The following is a 21,802-nucleotide window of genomic DNA, read 5'->3' as shown; positions in this document are numbered from 1 at the left end:
CGTGGCGGCAGACGAGACGGCGGCAGGCGAGGACAGGGCAGACGGGACGACGGCCGGTGACGCGTCGGCCGACGGGATCCGCGGCGCGGTGCACGGCACCGCACCCGTCCCCCTCTCCGTGCTGGACCTGGTCACCGTCGGCTCCGGGTACACCGCCGGCGACGCCCTGCGCACCGGCGTCGACCTCGCCCGGCTCGCCGAGGCCCGCGGCTTCCACCGCTACTGGGTGGCCGAACACCACTCCATGCCGGGCGTCGCCTCCTCCTCGCCCGCGGTGATCCTCGCCCACCTCGCCGCCCACACCGAACGCATCCGGCTCGGCTCGGGTGGCGTCATGCTGCCCAACCACGCCCCGCTGGTGATCGCCGAGCAGTTCGGCACCCTGGAGGCCCTCGCCCCCGGACGCGTCGACCTCGGCCTCGGCCGCGCCCCCGGTACCGACGGGGCCACCGCCGCCGCCCTGCGCCGCACCGAACGGCTCAACGAGGGCGCCGACGACTTCCCCGAGCAGCTCGCCGAACTGACCCGGTTCCTCGACGACGACTTCCCCGACGGCCACCCCTACCGCCGTATCCACGCGGTCCCGGGCCCCGTCCAGGCCACCGCGCCCGGCGGCGTGCAGTCCCGGCACCGGCCGCCGGTCTGGCTGCTCGGCTCCTCCGGGTTCAGTGCCCGGCTGGCCGGCCTGCTGGGTCTGCCCTTCGCCTTCGCGCACCACTTCTCCGCGCAGAACACCGTCCCGGCCCTCGACCTCTACCGGGAGTCCTTCCGGCCGTCGGCGGCCCTCGACGAGCCGTACGCGCTCATCGGTGTCTCGGTTCTCGCCGCCGACGACGAGCGCGAGGCGCGCCGCCAGGTCCTGGCCACCGGCCTGAACATGGTCCGGCTGCGCGGTGGCCGACCGGGCCTGTTCCCCTCGCCGCAGGAGGCGGAGGCCCATGAATTCACCCCGATGGAGCGTGAGTTCGTCGACTCCTGGACCGCGAACATCATTCACGGCACGCCCGACGAGGTCCGCTCCGGCCTCGACGACCTGCACAAGCGCACCGGCGCCGACGAGTTGATGCTCACCAGCCACGCCCATCGCGGCGACCTGCGCCTGCGCTCCTACGAACTCGTCGCGGACGCCTACGGGTTGCCGACGGCGTAGGACGCCCCGGCCATCAGCTCGGAGATGCGGTCCGGCGGCACCGGACGGGAGTAGAGCCACCCCTGTCCGGTGTCGCAGCCGATGCGGCGCAGCCGGGCGGCCTGCGCCGACGTCTCCACGCACTCCGCGGTCACGGTCAGTCCGAGCCGGTGCGCGAGGTCGATCATCGCCTCGACGACGACCTCGTCGGCCGGATTAGGGGATGCCCCCGTGCCCTCGTACTGGAAGCCCCGCACGAACGACCCGTCCAGCTTCAGCACCGACACCGGCAGCCGGCTCAGATAGGCCAGATTGGAGTAGCCGGTGCCGAAGTCGTCGATGGCGATGTTCACCCCCATGTCGCTGAGCGCCTGGAGTGCCTGCAACGGCCGCCCGGCCGAGCCCATCACCGCGGACTCCGTCAGCTCCAACTGGAGCAGCCCCGGATCGAGTTGGGTATCGGCCAGGATCTCCGCCACATCCGCCACCAGGTCCGAGTCCCACACCTGGCGGACGGCCACGTTGACGCTCACGAACAGCGGCGGATCGTCCGGGTGCGCCAACTGCCAGTCGCGTGCCTGCCGGCAGGCGGTGGCCAGCACCCAGCGGCCCAGCGGCACGATCGAGCCGTCCTCCTCCGCCAGCGCGACGAACCGATTCGGCGGCAGCGGACCGAAGCGGGGGTGGTCCCAGCGCACCAGCGCCTCCACGCCCCGCAGCCGGCCGTCCGACATCCCCACCAACGGCTGGTAGTCGAGCCGGAACTCGCCCCGCTCGATGGCCGGCCGCAGCGTCGAGGCCAGCGCCTGGCGGGTCATCAGATGTGCGTTGCGCTCCGGGTCGAACAGCGTCCAGCGGTCCTTGCCGTCCACCTTCGCCCAGTACAGCGTGGTGTCGGCGGCCTGCATCAGGCCGGTGGCCGTGGTGCCGGCCGCGTGCCGCTCGACGACCCCGATCGAGGCGGAGACGTTGAGCCGCTGACCCGAGAGGTCGAACGGCGCCTGGAGCGCCTTCAGCACGGACTCGGCGAGATCGGCGAGCTGTTCGGTGCCCGTGGAGTCCTCCACCAGCAGCGCGAACTCGTCCCCGCCGAGCCGCGCCACCAGTGGCACGCTGGGCCGGGTCCGCCCGGCCTCCTGCGCGCACGCGGTCAGCCGCTCGGCGACGGCGGCCAGCAGCCGGTCGCCGACCCGGTGGCCGAGGGTGTCGTTGACCGCCTTGAAGCCGTCCAGGTCCAGGTAGCACAGCCCGATCCGGCCGGTCCCGCTCTGCTCGTACGACTCCGCCTCCAGCGCGCCCGTCACCCGCTCGAAGAACAGCGTGCGGTTGGGCAGCCGGGTCACCGGATCGTGCATCTGGAGGTGGCGCAGCCGGGCCTGCAACTCCCGGTGACCGCTGACGTCGGTGATGGACAGCAGCACCCCGCCCGGACCGCCGTCCAGCGGAGCCACCGTGACCTGGGCCCAGAGCGAGCGCCCGTCGGGCCGCTTCAGCCGCCGTGTGCAGCGCAGTTTCGCCTGGCGGCCGCGGAGGACCTCCCGGTAGGCGTGCCAGGTGCGCGCGTCGGAGGCCAGGTCCAGCAGGTCGGCGGCGGACCGCCCGACCAGCCCCGCGGACCCGCCGCCGAGCAGGCCGCCGAGCGCCTCGTTGGCGTCGGTGACCTGGCCCTCCCGGTCCACGACGGCCATGGCCAGGGGTGCGGCCGCGAACACGGAACGGTAGGCCGGTGGCCCTCCGCCGATGTCCTCGACGGCACCTCCACGAGTAGATGCCTTGATGTCACTGACTGTGACGGCCGACCGGTCGAGGTCTGCCGCGGGCGTCGGCCCTTCGGACGTTCCGCTCACCGCTCGCTCCCGCAGTGCACTCGATCTCTGTCCGCGCAGGAAATTCTGCCGATCATAGAGGCTGCTCCCGGACGTGCGCAGCCACTGCCCAGTGTCCCGGAACAACCGGGGTTCCTGACAGATCGTTTCTGCCCCCAGGTGGACCGGTTCTGCGGGCGGGCGACCGCTTGTGACGTTCCGTGAGTATTCCGGGGGTGTCGGCAATGATGCCCCCGTTTCCACGTCCTCACTCGTCTGGGGCAGACAAACAGGGCGTAGTGCGACGAATTCCCACAGGCTGGGTGGCGGTGTCCCGTGAACCGCCCCCGGAGGTCCCCTGTGCCGCGACAGCTCCCGCGTCCCCGACTGCGCAGCACCGCGGCCATGTTCACCACCCTGACAGCACTCGCCGCGACCTGCCTCATCAGCGCCCCCGCGGCAGAACCCTTCTCGGCCACCCCCTGCGCCCTGAAACGCACGAACGCCCATCACTCCGAGGGCCTGGACACCTGGAACGCCGCCTATCCACGGCCCGCCCGCGCCCTCGACGCGGTGATGATCTTCCTGTCGTTCCCGGACTGGACGCCGATGACCCCGCCGGCCGAACTCGCCGCCGACCACTTCCCGGCCACCAGCCGGTACTTCCGGCAGGCCTCCTACGGCAAGTTCGCCCTGCGACCGCACCCCCTGCGACGCTGGATCCGCATGCCGAAGCCGTCCACCGCGTACGCCATACGGCGGGACTGGAACGCCGAGCACCGCGGCGCCTACCTGCGCGACGCCCTCGCCGCGGCCGACGGGCAGGTCGACTTCTCCCGGTACGACGTCGTCTACCTCGTGGCCGACCCGGACGCCCCCGGCGTGGACTCCGACGCCACGAAGGTCGTCAACATGGACCAGCCGCTGCGCGCCGACGGCACCGACATCCGGCGGATCGTCACCGTCTTCGAGCAGCATCCGCCGGACCGGCTGGTCCTCGCCCACGAGACCGGGCACGTGTTCGACCTGCCCGACCTCTACCACCGCCCCACGGACGGCAAGGGCGACTGGGACACGCACGTCGGCGACTGGGACCTGATGGGCAGCCAGTTCGGCCTCGCCCCCGACCTCTTCGCCTGGCACAAGTGGAAACTGGGCTGGCTGGAACCGCGCCAGGTGGTGTGCGTGCCCCGCGGGACACCCACCCGGCTGACGCTGGAGCCGCTGGCCGCCGGACCCGGCGTCCCGGTGAGCCGGGCCTCCGGCTGGCCGGCCTTCGGACTCGGCAACGGCACCAAACTCGCGGTCGTCCGCACCGGCGCCGACAGCGCGCTCGCCTTCGAGGCCCGCGGCCGGATCGGCAACGACCACGCGTCCTGCCGCTCCGGCGTGCTCGTCTACCGTGTCCGCAGCGGCGCCGAGTCCGGCCGCGGCCCGGTGGAGGTGGTCGACGCCCACCCGGGCACCGACGCCTGCTGGGGCGACTCGGTCTACCCGCCCCTCGCGGACGCCCCGGTCGGCGCCGGCGAGACCTTCACGGTCCCGGAGGAGGGCGTACGGGTGGACGTGGAAGGACGCACCGCGGCGGGGGCGTGGACGGTACGGATCACGGCGTAGCCCCGGAGCACGCGAAAGGCCCCCCGCTTCCGCGAGGGGCCTTGCTGTCTGTGCGCCGCCAGGGACTCGAACCCCGGACCCGCTGATTAAGAGTCAGCTGCTCTAACCAACTGAGCTAGCGGCGCCTGCTGACGTCGTAGACCTTAGCATCCGGATCCGAGGCGTGAGAAATCGATATCCGCACGGCCGCGCGGGCCGCCCGGACGGCCGCCCAGAGCAGGATCTCGGGGCCCGGCAGCCACGGGTGGCGGGTGTCCGGGGCGGTGACCCAGCGGGTGGCGGCGCCGGTCCCCTCCACGCCGAGCGGGGCCGGCACGGTGATCGCGTCCCCGTTGCCGTGGCAGAGCAGCGGCGGCACGGTCGCGGTACGGCCGTCCCGGCGGCCGTCGGCGCTCCATTCCTCCCACTCCAGGAGCGAGGGCAGCCGCTGGGCGGTGCCGGGAGCGGCGAACAGCAGCATCCGCCCGCGGAACGCGGCGACCGGTCCCGAGCCCGGCCCCTCGTCCCACAGCCGGTCCAGCATCATCCGCCCGAACATCGCGGGCGCGCTGACGACGTCGAAGACGGAGCCGCAGGGCAGCACGACCGGGGCGTGCGGGCGCTCCTCCCACAGGGCGAGCGTGCTGCGCGGAAACGGGCCGGCGGACGCCAGCCAGGCGGCGCCGTCCGCGGTGACTCCGCAGGCGTCGCGGCGGTCGGGGTCCGGGGCGTCCCATCTGCTGCTCATGCCACCCAGGTCTACAGGGTGTGAGGGATCCGTTCCACAGAGTCGCGGGAAACCGGGACGGGAGGTGCGAGGGGGGAGTATCTTGCCCGCCTGGCATATGCCGAAGCCTGACGCGGTGTGAGCGACGCCGGTTCCGCGGCCGCGTCACACGGGGTCGGCGTGGCCGACTCCCTCGATGTCGCCGCGCATCAGGTGCCGCCCGAACTCGACCATCTTCTTCGCGTAGTCCTCGGTCCACTCGGCCCGGTCCGCGATGTCCGCCGCCGTCAGCCGGTCGAACCGGCGCGGGTCGGCGAGCTGGGCCGCCGCCATGGCCTGAAACTGCATCGCCCGGTCGGCCGCCGCGCGGAAGGCCTCCGTCAGCTCCGTGGCCCGCGTCAGCAGCGCCCCGGGATCGTCTATGGACTCCAGATCGAAGAAGTGCTCCGGATCACCGGCCGCCTCGGCAGGCTCGAAGAGCAGGGGCGCGGGGCGTAGCCGCGGTTCGTTCCGACCCGGCGTGGGCTCCGCCATGTCTTCTCCTCCTCGTACGGTCGTCATGGCACACCGGCAAGTGGGCCACCCCCCATTGTCCCCCGGTGGCACAAGGGGACCGGGGCCCAGCCTTCTCAAGCCGTCCACCCCCGGCGATGTTCCCCAGCCACCGGCACATCCAAGCCACCTGGAGCACTTCAGCCCGTCCGGCGTTCGGGGACGAGGCGCGTTCGGAGCCGAATCGGGGGTCCGGGGGCGCGGCCCCGGGGTCGGACGGGAAGGGGCGGCGGGGGCGGGAACACGGCCCGGCCGGCGGCGGCGCGTCGCCCCTCACGGCGTCCAGGCCACCCGGTGCTCCGCCAGGTGCGCCAGGACCGCGTGGTTCGCCTCCCAGCCGTCCGGGAACTTCACGGCCGTCCCCAGCTGGACCGGTTCCGTCGACGGGTAGGCGTCCAGCAGGTCGGTCACCCCTGCTCGGCAGACGACGACGCACGCGTGGCGGTGGCGGGAGGCCAGGACGCACAGGCGGCCCGTCTCCAGGTGGAAGGCGGTGGCGTCGGGGCGGCCGGACAGGGGATGCAGGACCACCGTGACGTCGTACTCCCGGCCCTGGAGCCGGTTCGCCGTGTCCACGGTGACGTCCGCGACGCCCAGCTCGGCCAGTGCCGCGCGCACCGCCGCCGCCTGGTCGCGGTGGGCGGTGCCGACGGCGATCCGGTCGGCGGTCAGGGCGGTGGGGACGGGGGAGCGCTCGGAGGTGGCCGCGCCGTCCCGGTCGAGGAGGCGCCGGACGACCGTGGCGACCGCGCGGACCGCTTCCGGGTCGGTGCGGGGCGTGTGCCGGGCGGGCAGTTCCAGCAGACCCCAGCCGGATTCGGCCGCCTCGTCGATCACCCGGTCGGGCCCGGAGCCGTCGGAGGCGACGCCGAAGGACAGCGCGCGGTCGCCGTGAGCGGTGCCGCTGCGGAACGGCGTGTACGGGTAGAACGCGTCCGAGACCAGCGGGGCCGCCGAGGCCGGCAGTCGCCAGGACACCGGCAGCCGGTGCTGCGGCAGGTCGGGGTTGTGCGCCAGCAGCGTCGACACGGCCGAGGCCGACGGGTCGTACGACAGGCCGGCCCACTGCTCGCTGCCCACGATCGCGAACGGGTCCAGCTGCCCCGGATCGCCCACGAACAGCGCCCGCTCGAACAGCCCGGCCACGGCCAGCAGCCCGTCCGAGCGCATCTGGTAGGCCTCGTCCACGATCGCGTGCCGCCACGGCTCGTCGGTCCTCACATGCGCCCACTTCGCCGCCGTGGAGATGACGACCGGCAGCCCGGCCAGGTCACCGGCCTTCGCCGACTTCCGTACGTGCGGCAGGGCGTCCAGCGCCTTGTCGTACGCGTCGGTGTCGCTGCTGTGCAGGCGGCCCACGGGCAGCTCGGGGTTCTTCTCGGCGAGCCGCAGCACCAGGTCGTCGACCTGCGCGTTGGTCTGCGCGACCACCATCAGCGGGCGTCCGGCGTCCGCCAGTTCCAGCGCCGCGCGCACGACGAGCGTGGACTTGCCGGCGCCGGGCGGGGAGTCGACGACGACCCCGCGCGCGGTGCCGTGCAGCGTGTCGCGCAGGATCGCGTCGGTGGCGCGGGACGCGGCGGTCCCGGGGTCGACGGCGGCCTCGACGGTCACAGGGCGTCCTCCTCGGTGACGGAATCGGCGGCTTCGGGCACCGGCTCCCCGGGCGGCCCGCCGTGCGTCCACGGCGTGTCCTCCGGGTCGGGCAGCTTCGCGCCGCCGCGCTGCTCGTGCTCGAACAGGGTGAAGCACACCCGGTCGCCCTTCTCCGGCACGGACCCTTCCTCCGGCTCCTTGCTGCGGCCCATCTTGTCGACGACCCGCAGCATGAGAAGACCCTCGTCCTCCGGGCCGTCGGGCCCGTCCGGACCGTCCCGCCGCACGAACTCCGCCGCCTGCGGCTTCCCGCCCAGCGACCGGAACACCTTGACCCGCTCCCCGAGGTGCGGCCGGTCGTCGGTGCGGACGGTGACCAGCGGGCGAGGGCTCGGCCGCTTGCCCTCGCCGTACGCCATGACCACGTCGACGACCTCGCCGGCGAACGCCTCTCCGGCCAGCCGCCGCCCCGCCATCACCAGCGGGTCGTCGAGGGCCTCCTGCGCTTCCAGCCGGGCCTGTTCCCGCTCGCGCGTGGCCAGCTTGTTGGCGGCCGTGACCGCGTCGTCGCGGCGCGGCTGCGGGGGCTCGCCCGCCACCACCCGGTCGCGGTGGCCGGTGAACGACCAGCGGTCGCGCGTCCACCGCTCCTCGACATGCGCGCCCTCGGGCAGCTCCCGGAGCAGGTCGAGGCCCTGCCACACCTTCTCCCAGGTGGGGAGGGTCCGGCTGCGCACGAGTTCGCGGACCGCCCGCTCGGCGGCGGTCAGCTCGCCCAGCCGGTCGTCGGCCTGCAAGCCGTCCTCGGCGGCGGCCAGGGCGGTACGCGCGCGGTCGTAGCGCTCGATGGCCGGGGCGAGCAGCTTGTTGTCGAACGCCGGGTCGGTCGCCGGACCGGCCGGCGGGCACAGCAGCTGGCCCTTGCCGTCACGGGCCAGCTCGGCGCGCAACGCGGCCTCGGCCCCGGTCTCCCCCTCGGGCGGGGCGATCCAGGCGAGCAGCGCCCCCAGGTGCTGGTCCTCCAGGCTGGACTGACCGGTCGCCCAGTGCCGCCCCAGAACCTCCGTGAGTGCGAGCAGCAGCGAGGAGCCGGGCACCCGGGACCGCTCCCCGAAGTGCGTCAGCCACCGCCCGAGCAACGGCACGCGCGGCGGCGCGGGATACGGCGTCTCCGGGTCCTGCTCCGCCGTACGCCGGAAGCGCATGGAGCGGCCCAGGAGGCGGACGTACTCGACGCCCGCGCGGCTCGGGACGATCAGCTGGGGCGCGTCGGAGCACAGCTCGACCTCGACCTTGACGCGTTTCCCGGTCTCCGGGTCGGTCTCGGTGCGCTCGGCGGCCTCGACGTCGTCGGCGTAGGAGTCGAGGTACGGCAGGACGATGTCGGCCAGCTCGGCGAGGAACGCGAACCGCAGGTCGCGGTCGCGCGGCTGCGGCACGACGAGCAGCCGGGGCGCGTCCCGGTCGGTGCCGACGAGCGCGCCGAGCGGGGCGCCCGCCTCACCGGCGGTGGTCAGCGGCACGAACACCAGCGGCCGCTCGGACAGATGCCGGTGGCGGACGGTGGCGGAGGGCCGGGCGCGGCCGGTGGCGACGGCCTCCAGACGGGCGAGGGTGGCGATCAGCGACACGTCGCCCCCAGGGCCTCGTCGCGCAGCCGGGCCGCCCGGCGCAGCGCCGCCACCGCCGGGTCGTCCGGATCACCGGCCTCCCCGCGCGCGGCGGCCAGCACGTCCTCGACCGTGGCCAGACCGCCCAGCTCGGCGCGGACGGGGCGGCCGAGGGCGGTGACCGCGCCGGCCGCGCGGGACCGGTCCCGGCAGTGGAACGCCAGCTCGCAGGCGGCCAGGCACTCGGGCGCGTACGCGGCCGGGACGGCCTCGACGGCCGCCGTGAGCCGCTCGGGCGGCAGCTCGGGCGAGAAACAGGTGCCCTCGGGGAGGGCGTCGGCGATGTCCTCGATCCGGGTGAGCCGGGCCAGCTGCCGGTGGGTGACCGCGCGCTGCTTGCGGATGTCCACGGCGGACGCGGTGGGCAGGTTGGAGAAGTCCTTGGGACACACCAGCAGCACCCGGTGACGCACCCTCGGCGCGGGGTCGAGGCGGGCGGCGACCGCCTCCAGCGCCAGCACGTACACCGCGGCCTGCCGGGCGGCCGCGCCGACCTTCGCCGGGTCCGCGGAGCCGTCCAGCAGGGGGAACGACTTGATCTCCACGACCGTCCAGCTGCCGTCGGGGTGCACCACCACCGCGTCCGGCTCCAGGAACGCCGGGGAGCCGGCGACGTCCAGCGCGAGCATCGGATGGTCGAGGAGGGTCCAAGTGCCGGCCGCGCGGCCGGCCTCGCGCAGCGCCAGCCCGGTCCGCGCCGTGCGGCCCTCGGGGCCGATCGCGGAGAGATCCGGGACACTCGCCCCGGTGGGCGGGTCCGCGCGCGGGTCGAGCTTCTCGTGCACCAGGCGCAGCAGGTCGGCGCCGCCGTCGGCCTTCACCTTGGCCTCGAACGCGTTGCCGCGCGTGAGGGCGAACTGGGACTGGCCGAACGCCGAGGGCGAGCCGAGCGCGTCCGCGAGCGCCGCCTTGTTGACCCCGGCGCCGTCGAGGATCGCGCGCCGGCTGCATCCCGGGTTCGCGGCGAGCGCCGCCAGGGCGCGGGCGTCCAGCGCCTTGGCGGGTACGTCGGGTCCGCGCAGGTCAGCGAGCCGCTGCCGGAGCGCCGTCCCCCGCGTCCGCGGGGGTGGCACCCGGCTCGGCTCCGGGCCCGAACCGTGACTCGCGCTGCCGTGGAATTCGCTCACCCGGGGAAGTCTGGCATCCGCCACTGACAATCGGGGTCTCCGCGCCCCGAGCGGCCACCGGGACGGACGGGAACCGCCCCGCCACCCAGCCCGCGACCCGGTCCGCCCGGCGCGTCACCAGCGGCGCCAGCAGCAGGCCCGCGCCCATCACGGCCGCGCCCGCGGCCGCGTCGAGGAAGTAGTGGTTCGCGGTGCCCATGACCACGATCGTCGTCACCAGCGGGTAGACCACGCCGGCGATCCTCGCCGCGCGCGTGCCGCCGTGCCGCCACAGCATCACCCCGCACCACAGCGCCCAGCCGACGTGCAGGCTCGGCATGGCCGCGTACTGGTTGGTCATGCCGCCCATGCCGCGCGGGGCGCTGGCCTCGCCGCCCCACCAGCCGTACGAGCTGTACTGGGCCATCGTGTCCACGAAGCCGTGGTCCGCGGACAGCAGCCGGGGCGGGCAGGTGGGCAGCAGGGTGAAGCCGATGAGACCGATGAACGTCGACGTCATCAGCCAGGTGCGGGCCGCCCGGTAGTGCCCCGTGCGCGAGCGGAACAGCCAGACGAGGACCACCGGGGTGACCACGTAGTGCAGCGACGCGTACCAGAAGTCGGCCGGCACGCCGATCCACGTGGTGGTCGTGAACAGCCGGTTCAGCGGGTGCTCGGCGTTGATGTGCAGGAACTTCTCGATCCGCAGGATCGCCAGGCCGTGGTCCACCGCACTGGTGACGTCGCCGCGCGCGAGCAGCCGGCCCGCGGAGTAGCAGGCGTACACCAGCACGATCAGGGGCAGTTCGGTCCACCAACGCAGCCTGGTCGGCGAGGCCGCCTCGGTGCCTGGTGTCTCGGTCTGCGGCATCCGATCGCCTCCCCCTTCTGTCGCTGCGGTGCCCATGGCACGGAGGTGCCACTTTACGGCCTGTGCGGGTGCCCGATCCCGGACGCCCCCGGCACTCAAAGACGCTGAGATCGCCCACCGGGTTGCCCCTGTTCGGGGTGCGCGATGATGGAGGTGTTCCGCCCTCGCATTCTCCCGGAAGGGTCCTCCATGGCACCGCGCATCCTGCTGGCCCGGCACGGACAGACGCAGTGGTCGCTGTCCGGCAAGCACACCGGCAGGACCGACGTGCCCCTGCTGGAGGAGGGCCGGCGCGGCGCCAAGCTGCTCGGCGAGCGGCTGCACCGGGCGCCGTTCGACGGCCTTCCCGGTGTCGAGGTCCGCACCAGCCCGCTGGCACGCGCCCGGGAGACCTGCGAACTCGCCGGCTTCGGTGACCGCGCCACCCCGTGGGACACGCTCATGGAGTTCCACTACGGGGCCTACGAGGGCCTGACGCCCGCCGAGATCCAGGCCGCCCGGCCGGGGTGGCTCATCTGGCGCGACGGGGTCCCGGAGGGCGAGAGCCTCGCGGAGGTCACCGCGCGCGCGGACGAGGTCGTCGCGTGGGCGCGGTCCGCCGACCGGGACGTGCTGGTGTTCGCCCACGGGCACATCCTGCGCTCGATAGGAGCGCGGTGGCTGGGCCTCCCGCTGGACTTCGCGGCCCGCATACGCCTGAACCCGACGTCACTGTCCGTCCTGGGCTGGGCGTACGGGGAACCGGCGATCGAGAGCTGGAACGACCTGGGGCACCTGGCGGGCTAGCGGGTGCTGGCGCCGCCTGCGACGGTCACGCCTCGCGCGGGCGTGCGGGCGTGCCGTTCCAGGAACCGTGACACGCCCGAGGCCCGCCGGTGGGGGAGCAGCACCCTGGCCGTCCCGGCGAGCATCGTGTGGATCCGCGACGACTGCACCTGGTCCAGGAGATCCAGCACCCGCGTCCCGGCCGTCGCCGCCTCGTCGGGCCGCCCCCCGCGCGCGAGGTCGTCCGCCAGCTCGGCGGTGTAGAGCGCGATGTTGCGTGTGAAGTGGGGATCCTGGAGCCGCGCCGCCCGCCGCGCGTGCCGGGCCGCCCGCGGCCAGTCCCCGAGCGTGGACCAGCACTGTGCCTCCAGCCCCTCCAGCTCGGCCTCGCCGTAGAAGCTCATCCACTCGGGGTCGGCGTCCGAGGGGCCTCGCTCGTACAGGGCGTGGGCGCGCGCGAGCGCCTGCTCGCAGCCGGTGCGGTCGGCGAGTCCGGCCCAGCCGCCCGCCTCGCGCAGCGCGAGCAGCGACATCAGCCGGGCGGAGCCCAGCGGCCGGGCGACGCGCTGCGCGGCCTGCGCCGCCCGGACGGCCTCGCGCGGGCGGCCCGCGTCACGCGCGAGGAACGCCGTGTTGCAGAAGGCGTGCGCCTCCAGTGCCCGGTCGCCGGTCATCCGGGCGGTCGCGAGCGCCTCCGCGTAGTGCGAGCGGGCGTCGTCGAACCGGCCCGAGTCGTGTGCCAGCCAGCCCACCGAGATGGCCAGTTCGCCCGCGCCGGAGTGGAGCCGGTCGGCGGTCGCCTGCCGTACCGCTCCGGCGTCCAGCAGCGCGTACGCGGCGCGCAGCGGTGTCGCCGCGCGCCGGTAGAGCCCGTCGGCACCGTGCCGGTCGTCCAGCAGCCGGATCCTGCGGACCGCTTCTTCCACGGCGCTCGCCTCGCCCGCCCCGGCGCGCCGCACGGGGCGTTCCGCCGCCGAGGCGTCCAGGACGAGCCCGAGGGGGCCCATCGAGGCGGCGGCCACCGTGGCGCCTCCGCCGGTCATGAATGCGCGACGCAGCACGTCGCTCTCCTCGTCGTTGTGATGCGGGTCGTACGGGTTTTGCGTGTCGTACGGCTCGTACGCCCCGTCCGTCTCACCGGTGTCGGGCGCGTCACCCGTGCTGAGCCGCCGGATCGTGGGGTGTGTGTCCGGCGCCTCCTCGGTCGCGCGCGCCCCCCGGCCGCGGACGGACGAGCGGGGCGCGAACCCCAGATCGGTGAGCGTGCGGCCGGGGAACATGTGCAGGAACACCCGCTCGTACGCGTAGTTGGGGCAGCGGATCTCCCCCGCCTCGACGCGGCCGACATAGCGCGCGTCGCAGCTCACCCGCTCCCCGATCTCGCGCGCGGCCCGCCGCACCAGCGCGGCGAACTCGGCCGGCGAGCGCTGTCCGCGCAGCCGCCGGAAGGCGGGATTGGGCCGTGCCGGCCGGTCGGGCCGAAATGGGGTCACCGGTGACGACGCCATGGCCGGGTCCTCTCGTGCGAACCGTCGAACCATGCCGGAACCAGTACGAGTCGACCGAATCGTCGGTGTGATCACCCTGTTCCCGGCGGGCATGAACGTACCTTCTGTGATTGGTCCGCCACGCAGGGTTTGGCTACAAACGGGATATCTCATCCACGATCTGCCATGAACTGCCATCCTTTTGTGGCGGACTTCCTCGTAGCCGTTGACGGTCTCCCGCGTTGAACCCGGTGGACTTGCACAGTGACCGCGTGAGGGAGGCCGGAAGTGGAGACCAGCCGGAGCAACGATCCCCTCGTGCCGTCGGAGACGGCATGCGATCTCGTGACGGTGCCGACCCGACAAGGGCTGGAGGCGGTCGACATCCTGCGCCGGGGAGCCCGCGACGCCGTGGGGCCCGTACTCCACGACCACGGACACGACACCCTCGCCTTCCTGGTGCCGCCGGGTACCGCCGCCGCCTGGGACGTCCCCGGCAGCACCTGCACGGAGACCGACGGACGAGGACTGAGGCTCGCCCCCGAGCCGCCCGTCGAGGGCTCGGACTGGCTGCTCCCGCCCGGCGAGGCCGACCTCGCGACGGATCCGGCCGTGCTCCAGCGGGCGTTGGGCGAAGCGGCACGGCTCATCGAGGCGGCGGACAGCTGCCGTTAGCCGGCACCCCGCCGGGCGCGCCGCGGGTGTGCGGCCGCCGGTCGTCGGCACGGTGTGCACCCTGCGAAAATGCCTTCATGGCAAGGTCCAGGAACTCCCGGCGCGCACGCGACAGCGACGCGACCGTCAGCGAGGCCGTCGACGGCGGGCTCGCCCAGCTCCTCCCGGACCGCGACCGGGCGCGGGCCTGGACGCTGCTCATCGACGGGGCGCCCCAGTCGCACGTGGACCTCGACGACCCCGGGTACCTCTCCTTCGAGTACCAGCGCCGGCTCGGCCACGTCATCGACCTCGCCGCCCCGGCCGGTCGGCCGTTGCAGGTCCTGCACCTCGGAGGCGGCGCCTTCACCCTCGCCCGCTACGTCGCCGCCACCCGCCCCCGTTCCACCCAGCAGATCGTCGAACGGGACGCGAGCCTCGTGCGACTGGTCCGCCGCGAGCTGCCCCTGGACCCCGGCGCCCGCATCCGGGTCCGGTCCACCGACGCGCGGGAGGGGCTCGGCAAGGTGCCGGACGGGTGGGCCGACCTCGTCATCGCCGACGTGTTCAGCGGGGCCCGCACCCCCGCGCACCTGACCTCGACCGAGTTCCTCGACGAGGTCCGCAGGGCCCTCAAGCCCGGTGGTCTCTACGCCGCCAACCTCGCCGACGGCCCGCCGCTCGCGCATCTGCGCGGCCAGATCGCCACCGCCGCCGCCCGCTTCCCGGAACTGGCGCTGGTCGCCGACCCCACCGTGCTGCGCGGCAAACGGTTCGGCAACGCCGTCCTGGTCGCCGGGGACCTGCCGCTGCCGACCGCCGAGCTGACCCGCAGGGCCGCCTCCGACCCGCATCCCGGCCGCGTCGAGCACGGCAAGGACCTCACCGACTTCACCGGCGGGGCCGTCCCGGTGGCCGACGCCTCGGCGGTGGCGTCACCGGCCCCGCCGCCGTCGGTCTTCCGGTAGGGCCCGCTCAGTAGGTGCCGACCTGCACGCGCGGCGGCCCGTCGTGCCAGGTGCAGAACACCGACACGCGGTCCGCGCCCGAGGCGAACTCCACCCGGATCCAGCTCTGTGTCTTCCACACCTGCATCGACCAGCCCGCGCCCGGCGTCGCCGACACGAGCGACGCCGACGCCCTCCCCAGCTCGAAGACCACCAGCCCGCCGTCGGTGTCGTAGCTCTTGACCTGGCCGGAAGGGCTGGGCGAGGCCACGGGTGCGGCGGGGGACGAGGCCGCCGGGCGGGCGGGGGTCCGGTCCACGGACGGCGAGGCGGACGCCGGGGCGGACGGCGGGGACGGTGTCGGCGCCGGACGGCTGCCGGCCGAGGCCGTCGGCGGCCCCGACTCCTTCGCGGGCACGTCGGCCGCCGTCAACGGCAGGGCGCGCGGCGGGTCGTACGCCGTGCCCGCCATGACCGTGTGGACACCCCACCACGACAGCGTGACCGCCGCGCCCGTGGCGAGCGTCCAGGCCAGCACGTGTACGAGTCCTCTGCGCATCGTGGGCCATCCTGCCTCACCGGTCACAGCCGTGTCGCACGAACGTCCACCGCGGACCGTGGCGCACCCCACCACGAATCCGGACCACCGCGAACCACCGTGAGTCCCCCCGCGAGTTCCGCCGAAGCCGCCGTGCGTCCCGGCGGTTGTCCACAGGCGCGGAGTTGTCCACAGGCCCGAAGGGGCCTTCGCCGCATGGCGTAGGTTGCGGCGCATGGCAAGTGTGCTCGTGGTCGAGGACGACCAGTTCGTCCGCTCGGCGCTCATCCGGCACCTCACCGACGCCTCACACACCGTCCGCAGCGTCGGCACGGCACTGGAGGCGCTGCGCGAGGTCGCCCATTTCCGCTTCGACGTGGTCGTGCTGGACCTCGGACTGCCGGACCTGGACGGCTCCGAGGCCCTGAAGATGCTGCGCGGCATCACGGACGTCCCCGTCATCATCGCCACCGCCAGGGACGACGAGACGGAGATCGTCCGGCTGCTCAACGCGGGCGCGGACGACTACCTGACGAAGCCGTTCTCGGTGGAACACCTCTCCGCGCGCATGGCGGCCGTCCTGCGCCGCGCCCGCTCCGGCACCGGTGAGGCGCCGCCGCCCAGAGTGCTGCGCGTCGGCGGCCTGACCGTCGACCCGCTGCGCCGCCAGGCCGAACTCGACGGCGCCCGCCTCGACCTCACCCGCCGCGAGTTCGACCTGCTGGCCTTCCTCGCCGGCCGACCCGGCGTCGTCGTCGCGCGCCGCGAACTGCTCGCCGAGGTCTGGCAGCAGTCCTACGGCGACGACCAGACCATCGACGTCCATCTGTCGTGGCTGCGCCGCAAACTGGGCGAGACGGCGGCCCGCCCGCGCTACCTGCACACCCTGCGGGGCGTCGGCGTGAAGCTGGAACCGCCCGCCGCGCCGCCCGCCGCGCCGCCCGCCGCGCCGCCGTTCGGGGAGCCGCGATGAGATGGGCCCTCGTCAAGGTCTGCCTGGCCGTCACCACGATGGTCGTGGTCGCCTTCGCCGTGCCACTCGGCCTGGTCATCAAGGAGATGGCCCGCGACCGCGCCTTCTCCAACGCCGAACGGGAGGCCGCCGTCGTCGTCCCGGCGCTGTCCATCACCACCGACCGCGACCAGTTGGAGCGGGTCGTGGCCTCCGCGGGCTCCGACGACGGCATGGCCGTGCACATCCCGGCCGCCGACGGCCGACAGGCCCTCGACCTCGGCCGGCGGCGCGTCACCGCCGCCGACATCGCGGCCGTCCGCGAGCTGGGCCGCGCCTCGACGGCCGAGGTGCCCGGCGGCTCCGCGCTGCTCCAGCCCGTCGCGCTGAGCTTCGGCACCGTCGTCATCGAGGTCTACGTCCCCGAGTCCGAGGTCAGCAACGGAGTGGGGACGGCCTGGGCGGTGCTCGCCGCGGTCGGCGCCGCGCTGGTCGTCGGCTCGGTGGCCGTCGCCGACCGGCTGGGCGTACGCATGGTGCGGCCCGCCCAGCGGCTGGCCGAGGGCGCGCACGAACTGGGGGAGGGGAAACTGGGCTCACGCGTACCGGAGGACGGTCCGAACGAACTGCGCCTGGCGGCGGTCGCGTTCAACTCCATGGCCGACCAGGTCGTCCAACTCCTGGCGAACGAGCGGGAGCTGGCCGCCGACCTCTCCCACCGGCTGCGCACGCCGTTGACCGTCCTGCGGCTCAACGCGGCGTCCCTGGGCGGTTCTCCGGCCGCCGAGCAGACCCGTGCCGCGGTCGCCCAGCTGGAGCGCGAGGTCGACACCATCATCCGTACCGCCCGCGAGGCCAAACCGCAGACCGCGGCCGCCGGACCGGGTGCCGGCTGCGACGCCGCCGAGGTCGTCCGGGAGCGGATGGCGTTCTGGTCGGCGCTCGCGGAGGACGAGGGCCGCAAGGTGCGGGTGGCCGGAGCCGACCGGCCGGTGCGCATACCGGTGGCCCGCGCCGACCTGGTCGCCGCCCTGGACGCCCTGCTCGGCAACGTCTTCCGGCACACCCCCGAGGGCACCGCCTTCGCGGTCGACCTGCACAACGGCGAGGACGCGGCGATCGTGCTGGTCTCGGACGCGGGACCCGGCATACCCGACCCCGGGGCGGCGATGGCCCGCGGCCGGGGTTCCGGGAGCGCCGGGTCGACCGGGCTCGGACTGGACATCGTGCGCCGGCTCGCCGAGTCGACGGGCGGGGACGTACGGATCGGCTCGTCCGTGCTGGGCGGCACCGAGGTGCGGATCTGGATCCAGCTCGACGGGCGGGAGCCGGAGCGCAGGGGACACCGGGGCGCGGTGCGAAGACGCCGGCAGGGCAGACGAGCCGTCACCTTTAACCGGTCCCGATCCCTTCCTTAAGCGCGCCCTAAGATCCCCGACCCCTGCCCCAGTCAGGCGTTTTGCCCGATTCCGGAGCGCTAGCGTGCTGCCGCACCCACCCCCCGTGAGCAGTGAAGGCAGGGCACGCGATGAGCACGCACCGGCGCACCGTCAGAAACAGGAACCGGCTGATCGGGGGCGTGGTCGCCGCGGCCGCCGTGGGCGGTGGCGCCGTGTTCCTCACCGGCACCGCGCAGGCGGCCGGGATCGGAGCCGCGTACACGAGGACCAGCGACTGGTCGACGGGGTACACCGCGCAGTACGTCGTCACGAACAACAGCGGGGGCGCGAAGGCCGACTGGACGCTGGAGTTCGACCTGCCGGCCGGTTCGAGGCTCAGCTCGCTGTGGAACGCCGAGTCGAGCGTCGGCGGACAGCACGTCACCGTCCGTCCGGCCGCGTGGGACAAGGACGGTCTGGCCGCCGGTGAGTCCGTCACCGTCGGATTCGTCGTCAACGGCACCGCCGATCCCGCCGGTTGTCTCATCGACGACGTCACCTGCTCGACGGGCGGCGGCGCGACCCCCGAGCCGAGCGGCCGCCCCACCCGGACCCCGACGACCTCCCCGACGGCCTCCGCCACGCCGACGGCCACCCCGACCCCGAGCCGGACGGCCACCACCGGCCCCTCTCCCTCCCCGTCCGGGACCCCCGGCTCCGGCACCCCGGCCTCCGCTCCCTTCGCCCCCTACGTCGACACCTCCCTCTACCCCGCCTTCGACCTCCTCGCCGCCGCGGCGGCGACCGGCGTGAAGGACTACAACCTGGCCTTCGTCACCGACGGCGGCGGCTGCACACCCAAGTGGGGCGGCGTCACCGAGCTGGCGAGCGACGGAGTGGCCGCCCAGATCGGCGCCCTGCGCGCCGAGGGCGGCGACGTACGCGTCTCCTTCGGCGGCGCGTCCGGCTCCGAGCTGGGCACCACCTGCGCCTCGGCGGACGCCCTGGCCGCCGCCTACGGCAAGGTCGTCGACGCCTACCGGCTCACCAAGGTCGATTTCGACGTCGAGGGCGGCGCACTGCCGAACACGGCCGCCAACACCCGCCGCGCCCAGGCCATAGCCACGCTCCAGCGCCGGCACCCCGGCCTGGACGTCTCCTTCACCCTCCCCGTCATGCCGGAGGGCCTCACCCAGGACGGCGTGAACCTGCTGGCCGACGCCAAGGCCAACGGCGTCCGGATCACCACCGTCAACATCATGGCGATGGACTACGGCCCCGCCTACAGCGGCGACATGGGCACCTACGCCGAGCAGGCGGCCACCGCCACACAGGCCCAGGTCAAGAGCGTGCTGGGCCTCTCCGACACCGCCGCCTGGAAGACGGTCGCCGTCACCCCGATGATCGGCGTGAACGACGTCGCCACCGAGGTCTTCACGGTCGAGGACGCCACCCAGCTGGCGGCCTTCGCCAAGGCCAGGGGGCTCGGCTGGCTCTCCATGTGGTCCGCGACCCGCGACAAGCAGTGCCCGTCGCCGAAGAACACCGCGGACGCGACGTGCAGCTCGGTCACCCAGACCCCGAACGCCTTCACGAAGGCGTTCGCCGCCGGCCGCTGACCACCGCCTCCCCCCACAGCGGGGCGCGGCACGCCCCCACAGCGTGCCGCGCCCCATCCCCTGTTCCCCCGTTCTCCCGGGGTCCCCACCCCGGGGGTCTTCGGTCAGGCGGTCTCGAGCGCCGGGAGGGTCCCCGTGCGAGCCGCCCGGCTGTACCAGAGGGCGCTCGACTTCGGGGTGCGCGCGAGGGTCGCGTAGTCGACGTACACCGCGCCGAACCGCTTCTCGTAGCCGTACGCCCACTCGAAGTTGTCCATCAGCGACCACAGGTAGTAGCCGCGGACGTCCGCGCCCTCCGCGATGGCCCGGCGCACGGCCCGCAGGTGACCGTGCAGGTAGGCGATGCGCTCCGGGTCGTGGACGCGGCCGTCGGAGTCGGGCTTGTCGTCGTAGGCCGCGCCGTTCTCCGTGATGTACAGCGGCAGGCCCGGGGCCTCCTTCGTGTACCGCATGACCAGGTCGTGCAGCCCCGTCGGGTCGATCGTCCAGCCCATCTCGGTGCGCTCGCCCGGCGTCTGGTGGAAGGCGACGTCCTCCGCGCCCGGCCAGGGGGAGTGGTCGCTGGATCCGTGGCCGTCCGCCCGCGGTGCCGACGGGTCGGCGTCCGCCGCGGAGACGAGGGTGGGCGTGTAGTAGTTCAGGCCCAGCGCGTCCAACGGCTGGTGGATGGCCCGCAGATCGCCGTCGAGGACGTGCGACCAGTCGGTGATCGACGAGGTCGCGGCGAGCAGCGTCTCGGGGTAGGCGCCGCGCAGGATCGGGCCGTGGAAGACGCCGTTCGCCAGGTCGTCGATCTTGCGGACCGCGGCGAGGTCGCCCGGGGTCGGTGACAGCGGCCTGACGACCGAGGAGTTGAGGCTGATCGCCACCGAGTTGCGGGTCGGCATCACCGACCGCAGGGCCGAGGTGCCCAGGCCGTGCGCCAGGTTGAGGTGGTGGGCGGCCTTCAGCGAGGCCGCCGGGTCGGTGCGGCCGGGGGCGTGCACTCCGGAGGCGTACCCGAGGAAGGCGCTGCACCACGGCTCGTTGAGCGTGATCCACTGCTCCACGCGGTCGCCGAGTGCCTCTCCGACGATCTTCGCGTACTCGGCGAACCGGTAGGCGGTGTCCCGCTCCGGCCAGCCGCCCGCGTCCTCCAGCTCCTGGGGGAGGTCCCAGTGGTAGAGGGTGACGGCCGGCTTGATGCCCTTGGCCAGCAGCTCGTCGACCAGCCGGCGGTAGAAGTCGAGACCCACCTGGACCGCCGGGCCGCGACCGGTCGGCTGGACCCGCGACCAGGAGACGGAGAAGCGGTACGAGGTCAGGCCCAGCTCGGCCATCAGCGCGACGTCGTCACGGTAGCGGTGGTAGTGGTCGACAGCGATGTCACCGGTATCGCCACCGGCTGTCTTGCCGGGCGTATGGCTGAAGGTGTCCCAGATGGAGGGCGTGCGGCCGTCCTCCCGCACCGCCCCCTCGATCTGGTAGGCGGAGGTGGCCGCGCCCCAGAGGAAGGCGGGAGGAAAGGTCACCGGGGTGGCCGACTGTGCGGACTCATGCATGGAAGCGCTCCCATGAGTGGTCGTCGAGGTCGTCGAGACCGACGAAGGATGGGGGGACGAGGTGCGGAGGGGTGCGGAGGGGCCGGGGCGGCGGTGACCCGGCCCCCGTCGGACACGGCATCGGCGGGGGTGTCACCCCCGCACGGACGCTGGGCCGAGCGGGATTGTCAGCCCTGCGCGGACGCCGGGCCGGCGGGGTGTCGGTCCCGCGGGTCCTGGACCCGCGGGGCTTCGACCCTCTGACGGAGGTGGTCGGCGGGATTGTCAGTCCCGCGCGGAGGCGGTGGGCGGCGAGACGTCGGTCCCGCACGGGTGTGCCGGCGACGGGGCCGCCGGCCCCGCGTGGTCGTTCGTGACCGGCGGAGTGCCGGTCCCACCCGGACCCGCGAGGGCCTGAACCCTGCACGGACGGTGCACCGGCGAGGGTTTTGATCCCGTACGGACGCGGTACCGGCGGGGTCTTGAGCCTGACGGTATTGCACCCGCGGGGGTCTTGATCCCGAACGGACGCGGTACCGGCGGGGGTCTTGAGCCTGACGGTATTGCACCCGCGAGGTCTCGATCCCGCACGGTATTGCACCCGCGAGGGTCTCGATCCGCACGGACGGTGCACCCGCGAGGGTCTGGATCCGGCATGGACGCCGGACCCGCGAGGGTCTCGATCCGCACGGACGCCGGATCCAAGGGATCTCGGTTCGGCGGGGGCTGGTGACCGGCGGGGTTGTCAGTCCCGCGCGAACCCGAAACCGGGGGAGGCTGCCAGTCCGGCGGACGTCGGACCCGTGGGGGACTCGCCCCCGCTCGGGCGCCGGACCGGCTGGGGTCTCAGCCCGCCGCCGTTCCCTAACCCGGCGGTGGTGCGGCAGCG

The 21,802-nt window shown here is 74.0% G+C and carries 18 protein-coding genes and 1 tRNA gene; 8 read left to right on the top strand and 11 right to left on the bottom strand.

Features of this window, described 5'->3' with window-relative positions:
- Window positions 1–76 precede the first annotated feature (76 nt).
- A complete protein-coding gene (locus ACFYO5_RS05320; RefSeq protein WP_388704740.1) occupies window positions 77–1,150 on the top strand; it encodes an LLM class flavin-dependent oxidoreductase in 1,074 nt (357 codons plus the stop codon).
- On the opposite strand, the gene ACFYO5_RS05315 is transcribed toward ACFYO5_RS05320, so the two are convergent.
- Window positions 1,129–2,976 carry a putative bifunctional diguanylate cyclase/phosphodiesterase gene (locus tag ACFYO5_RS05315; protein WP_388704379.1) on the bottom strand — a complete coding sequence of 616 codons (1,848 nt, stop codon included), beginning with the start codon at window positions 2,974–2,976 and terminating at the stop codon, window positions 1,129–1,131. The two genes, ACFYO5_RS05320 and ACFYO5_RS05315, sit on opposite strands and share 22 nt — an antisense overlap.
- A 318-nt stretch (window positions 2,977–3,294) precedes the next feature.
- On the opposite strand from ACFYO5_RS05315, the gene ACFYO5_RS05310 reads away from it, so the two are divergent.
- A complete protein-coding gene (locus ACFYO5_RS05310) occupies window positions 3,295–4,551 on the top strand; it encodes a M6 family metalloprotease domain-containing protein (protein WP_356559940.1) in 1,257 nt (418 codons plus the stop codon).
- A gap of 51 nt (window positions 4,552–4,602) precedes the next feature.
- On the opposite strand, the gene ACFYO5_RS05305 is transcribed toward ACFYO5_RS05310, so the two are convergent.
- The 7 genes from ACFYO5_RS05305 to ACFYO5_RS05275 form a co-directional block, all read right to left on the bottom strand.
- A tRNA-Lys gene (locus tag ACFYO5_RS05305) sits at window positions 4,603–4,676 on the bottom strand.
- Entirely contained in the window at window positions 4,667–5,278 is a 612-nt protein-coding gene (locus tag ACFYO5_RS05300) for a bifunctional DNA primase/polymerase (RefSeq protein ID WP_388704376.1), read from the bottom strand. The genes ACFYO5_RS05305 and ACFYO5_RS05300 overlap by 10 nt, the downstream gene beginning before the upstream one ends.
- 144 nt (window positions 5,279–5,422) lie before the next feature.
- Window positions 5,423–5,791, bottom strand: coding sequence for a hypothetical protein (locus ACFYO5_RS05295; RefSeq protein WP_356559938.1), 369 nt, complete (start codon window positions 5,789–5,791; stop codon window positions 5,423–5,425).
- A gap of 291 nt (window positions 5,792–6,082) precedes the next feature.
- Window positions 6,083–7,423 (bottom strand): AAA domain-containing protein, encoded by a 1,341-nt coding sequence (locus ACFYO5_RS05290; protein WP_388704373.1) that lies wholly within the window; start codon window positions 7,421–7,423, stop codon window positions 6,083–6,085.
- Window positions 7,420–9,036 (bottom strand): hypothetical protein, encoded by a 1,617-nt coding sequence (locus tag ACFYO5_RS05285; protein ID WP_388704370.1) that lies wholly within the window; start codon window positions 9,034–9,036, stop codon window positions 7,420–7,422. The genes ACFYO5_RS05290 and ACFYO5_RS05285 overlap by 4 nt, the downstream gene beginning before the upstream one ends.
- Window positions 9,027–10,148: a hypothetical protein gene (locus tag ACFYO5_RS05280; RefSeq protein WP_388704737.1), complete on the bottom strand. Its 1,122-nt coding sequence runs from the start codon at window positions 10,146–10,148 to the stop codon at window positions 9,027–9,029. Before ACFYO5_RS05280 ends, ACFYO5_RS05285 begins: the two co-directional genes overlap by 10 nt.
- The gene (locus tag ACFYO5_RS05275) at window positions 10,099–11,052 is read right to left on the bottom strand and encodes a phosphatase PAP2 family protein (protein ID WP_388704367.1); all 954 of its coding nucleotides are present in this window, start codon (window positions 11,050–11,052) and stop codon (window positions 10,099–10,101) included. The genes ACFYO5_RS05280 and ACFYO5_RS05275 overlap by 50 nt, the downstream gene beginning before the upstream one ends.
- Window positions 11,053–11,241: 189 nt before the next feature.
- Here ACFYO5_RS05275 and ACFYO5_RS05270 point away from each other — a divergent pair, with 189 nt between their 5' ends.
- The gene (locus ACFYO5_RS05270; RefSeq protein ID WP_388704365.1) at window positions 11,242–11,838 is read left to right on the top strand and encodes a histidine phosphatase family protein; all 597 of its coding nucleotides are present in this window, start codon (window positions 11,242–11,244) and stop codon (window positions 11,836–11,838) included.
- Here ACFYO5_RS05270 and ACFYO5_RS05265 read toward each other — a convergent pair.
- Complete coding sequence (locus ACFYO5_RS05265; protein ID WP_388704363.1) at window positions 11,835–13,325, bottom strand: hypothetical protein; 1,491 nt, start codon at window positions 13,323–13,325, stop codon at window positions 11,835–11,837. The two genes, ACFYO5_RS05270 and ACFYO5_RS05265, sit on opposite strands and share 4 nt — an antisense overlap.
- 267 nt (window positions 13,326–13,592) lie before the next feature.
- Between ACFYO5_RS05265 and ACFYO5_RS05260 the strand changes: the two genes are divergently transcribed.
- Window positions 13,593–13,979 carry a hypothetical protein gene (locus tag ACFYO5_RS05260; RefSeq protein ID WP_388704361.1) on the top strand — a complete coding sequence of 129 codons (387 nt, stop codon included), beginning with the start codon at window positions 13,593–13,595 and terminating at the stop codon, window positions 13,977–13,979.
- Between the two features lie 77 nt (window positions 13,980–14,056).
- Window positions 14,057–14,926, top strand: coding sequence for a fused MFS/spermidine synthase (locus ACFYO5_RS05255; RefSeq protein WP_356559931.1), 870 nt, complete (start codon window positions 14,057–14,059; stop codon window positions 14,924–14,926).
- A 7-nt stretch (window positions 14,927–14,933) separates the two neighbouring features.
- On the opposite strand, the gene ACFYO5_RS05250 is transcribed toward ACFYO5_RS05255, so the two are convergent.
- Complete coding sequence (locus tag ACFYO5_RS05250; protein ID WP_388704358.1) at window positions 14,934–15,464, bottom strand: hypothetical protein; 531 nt, start codon at window positions 15,462–15,464, stop codon at window positions 14,934–14,936.
- A gap of 214 nt (window positions 15,465–15,678) precedes the next feature.
- On the opposite strand from ACFYO5_RS05250, the gene ACFYO5_RS05245 reads away from it, so the two are divergent.
- The 3 genes from ACFYO5_RS05245 (at window position 15,679) to ACFYO5_RS05235 (ending at window position 19,393) form a co-directional block, all read left to right on the top strand.
- Complete coding sequence (locus ACFYO5_RS05245; RefSeq protein WP_388704355.1) at window positions 15,679–16,416, top strand: response regulator transcription factor; 738 nt, start codon at window positions 15,679–15,681, stop codon at window positions 16,414–16,416.
- Window positions 16,413–17,813: an ATP-binding protein gene (locus ACFYO5_RS05240; protein ID WP_388704353.1), complete on the top strand. Its 1,401-nt coding sequence runs from the start codon at window positions 16,413–16,415 to the stop codon at window positions 17,811–17,813. The genes ACFYO5_RS05245 and ACFYO5_RS05240 overlap by 4 nt, the downstream gene beginning before the upstream one ends.
- Window positions 17,814–17,923: 110 nt before the next feature.
- Window positions 17,924–19,393 (top strand): cellulose binding domain-containing protein, encoded by a 1,470-nt coding sequence (locus ACFYO5_RS05235; RefSeq protein WP_388704350.1) that lies wholly within the window; start codon window positions 17,924–17,926, stop codon window positions 19,391–19,393.
- Window positions 19,394–19,497: 104 nt separating this feature from the next.
- Here ACFYO5_RS05235 and ACFYO5_RS05230 read toward each other — a convergent pair whose 3' ends face one another.
- Entirely contained in the window at window positions 19,498–20,934 is a 1,437-nt protein-coding gene (locus ACFYO5_RS05230; protein WP_356559926.1) for a GH1 family beta-glucosidase, read from the bottom strand.
- Window positions 20,935–21,802: the final 868 nt, after the last annotated feature.

The sequence above is a fragment of the Streptomyces sp. NPDC006259 genome, from assembly GCF_042870975.1.
GTDB lineage: Bacteria > Actinomycetota > Actinomycetes > Streptomycetales > Streptomycetaceae > Streptomyces.
This window is presented reverse-complemented; position numbering and strand designations above follow the sequence as displayed.

Coding starts and splice junctions, on each gene's coding strand:
- ACFYO5_RS05240 (WP_388704353.1), top strand. CDS start 16,413: ATGAGATGGGCCCTCGTCAAGGTCTGCCTGGCCGTCACCACGATGGTC.
- ACFYO5_RS05255 (WP_356559931.1), top strand. CDS start 14,057: ATGGCAAGGTCCAGGAACTCCCGGCGCGCACGCGACAGCGACGCGACC.
- ACFYO5_RS05250 (WP_388704358.1), bottom strand. CDS start 15,464: ATGCGCAGAGGACTCGTACACGTGCTGGCCTGGACGCTCGCCACGGGC.
- ACFYO5_RS05230 (WP_356559926.1), bottom strand. CDS start 20,934: ATGCATGAGTCCGCACAGTCGGCCACCCCGGTGACCTTTCCTCCCGCC.
- ACFYO5_RS05245 (WP_388704355.1), top strand. CDS start 15,679: ATGGCAAGTGTGCTCGTGGTCGAGGACGACCAGTTCGTCCGCTCGGCG.
- ACFYO5_RS05295 (WP_356559938.1), bottom strand. CDS start 5,791: ATGGCGGAGCCCACGCCGGGTCGGAACGAACCGCGGCTACGCCCCGCG.
- ACFYO5_RS05275 (WP_388704367.1), bottom strand. CDS start 11,052: ATGCCGCAGACCGAGACACCAGGCACCGAGGCGGCCTCGCCGACCAGG.
- ACFYO5_RS05265 (WP_388704363.1), bottom strand. CDS start 13,325: ATGGCGTCGTCACCGGTGACCCCATTTCGGCCCGACCGGCCGGCACGG.
- ACFYO5_RS05235 (WP_388704350.1), top strand. CDS start 17,924: ATGAGCACGCACCGGCGCACCGTCAGAAACAGGAACCGGCTGATCGGG.
- ACFYO5_RS05300 (WP_388704376.1), bottom strand. CDS start 5,278: ATGAGCAGCAGATGGGACGCCCCGGACCCCGACCGCCGCGACGCCTGC.
- ACFYO5_RS05270 (WP_388704365.1), top strand. CDS start 11,242: ATGGCACCGCGCATCCTGCTGGCCCGGCACGGACAGACGCAGTGGTCG.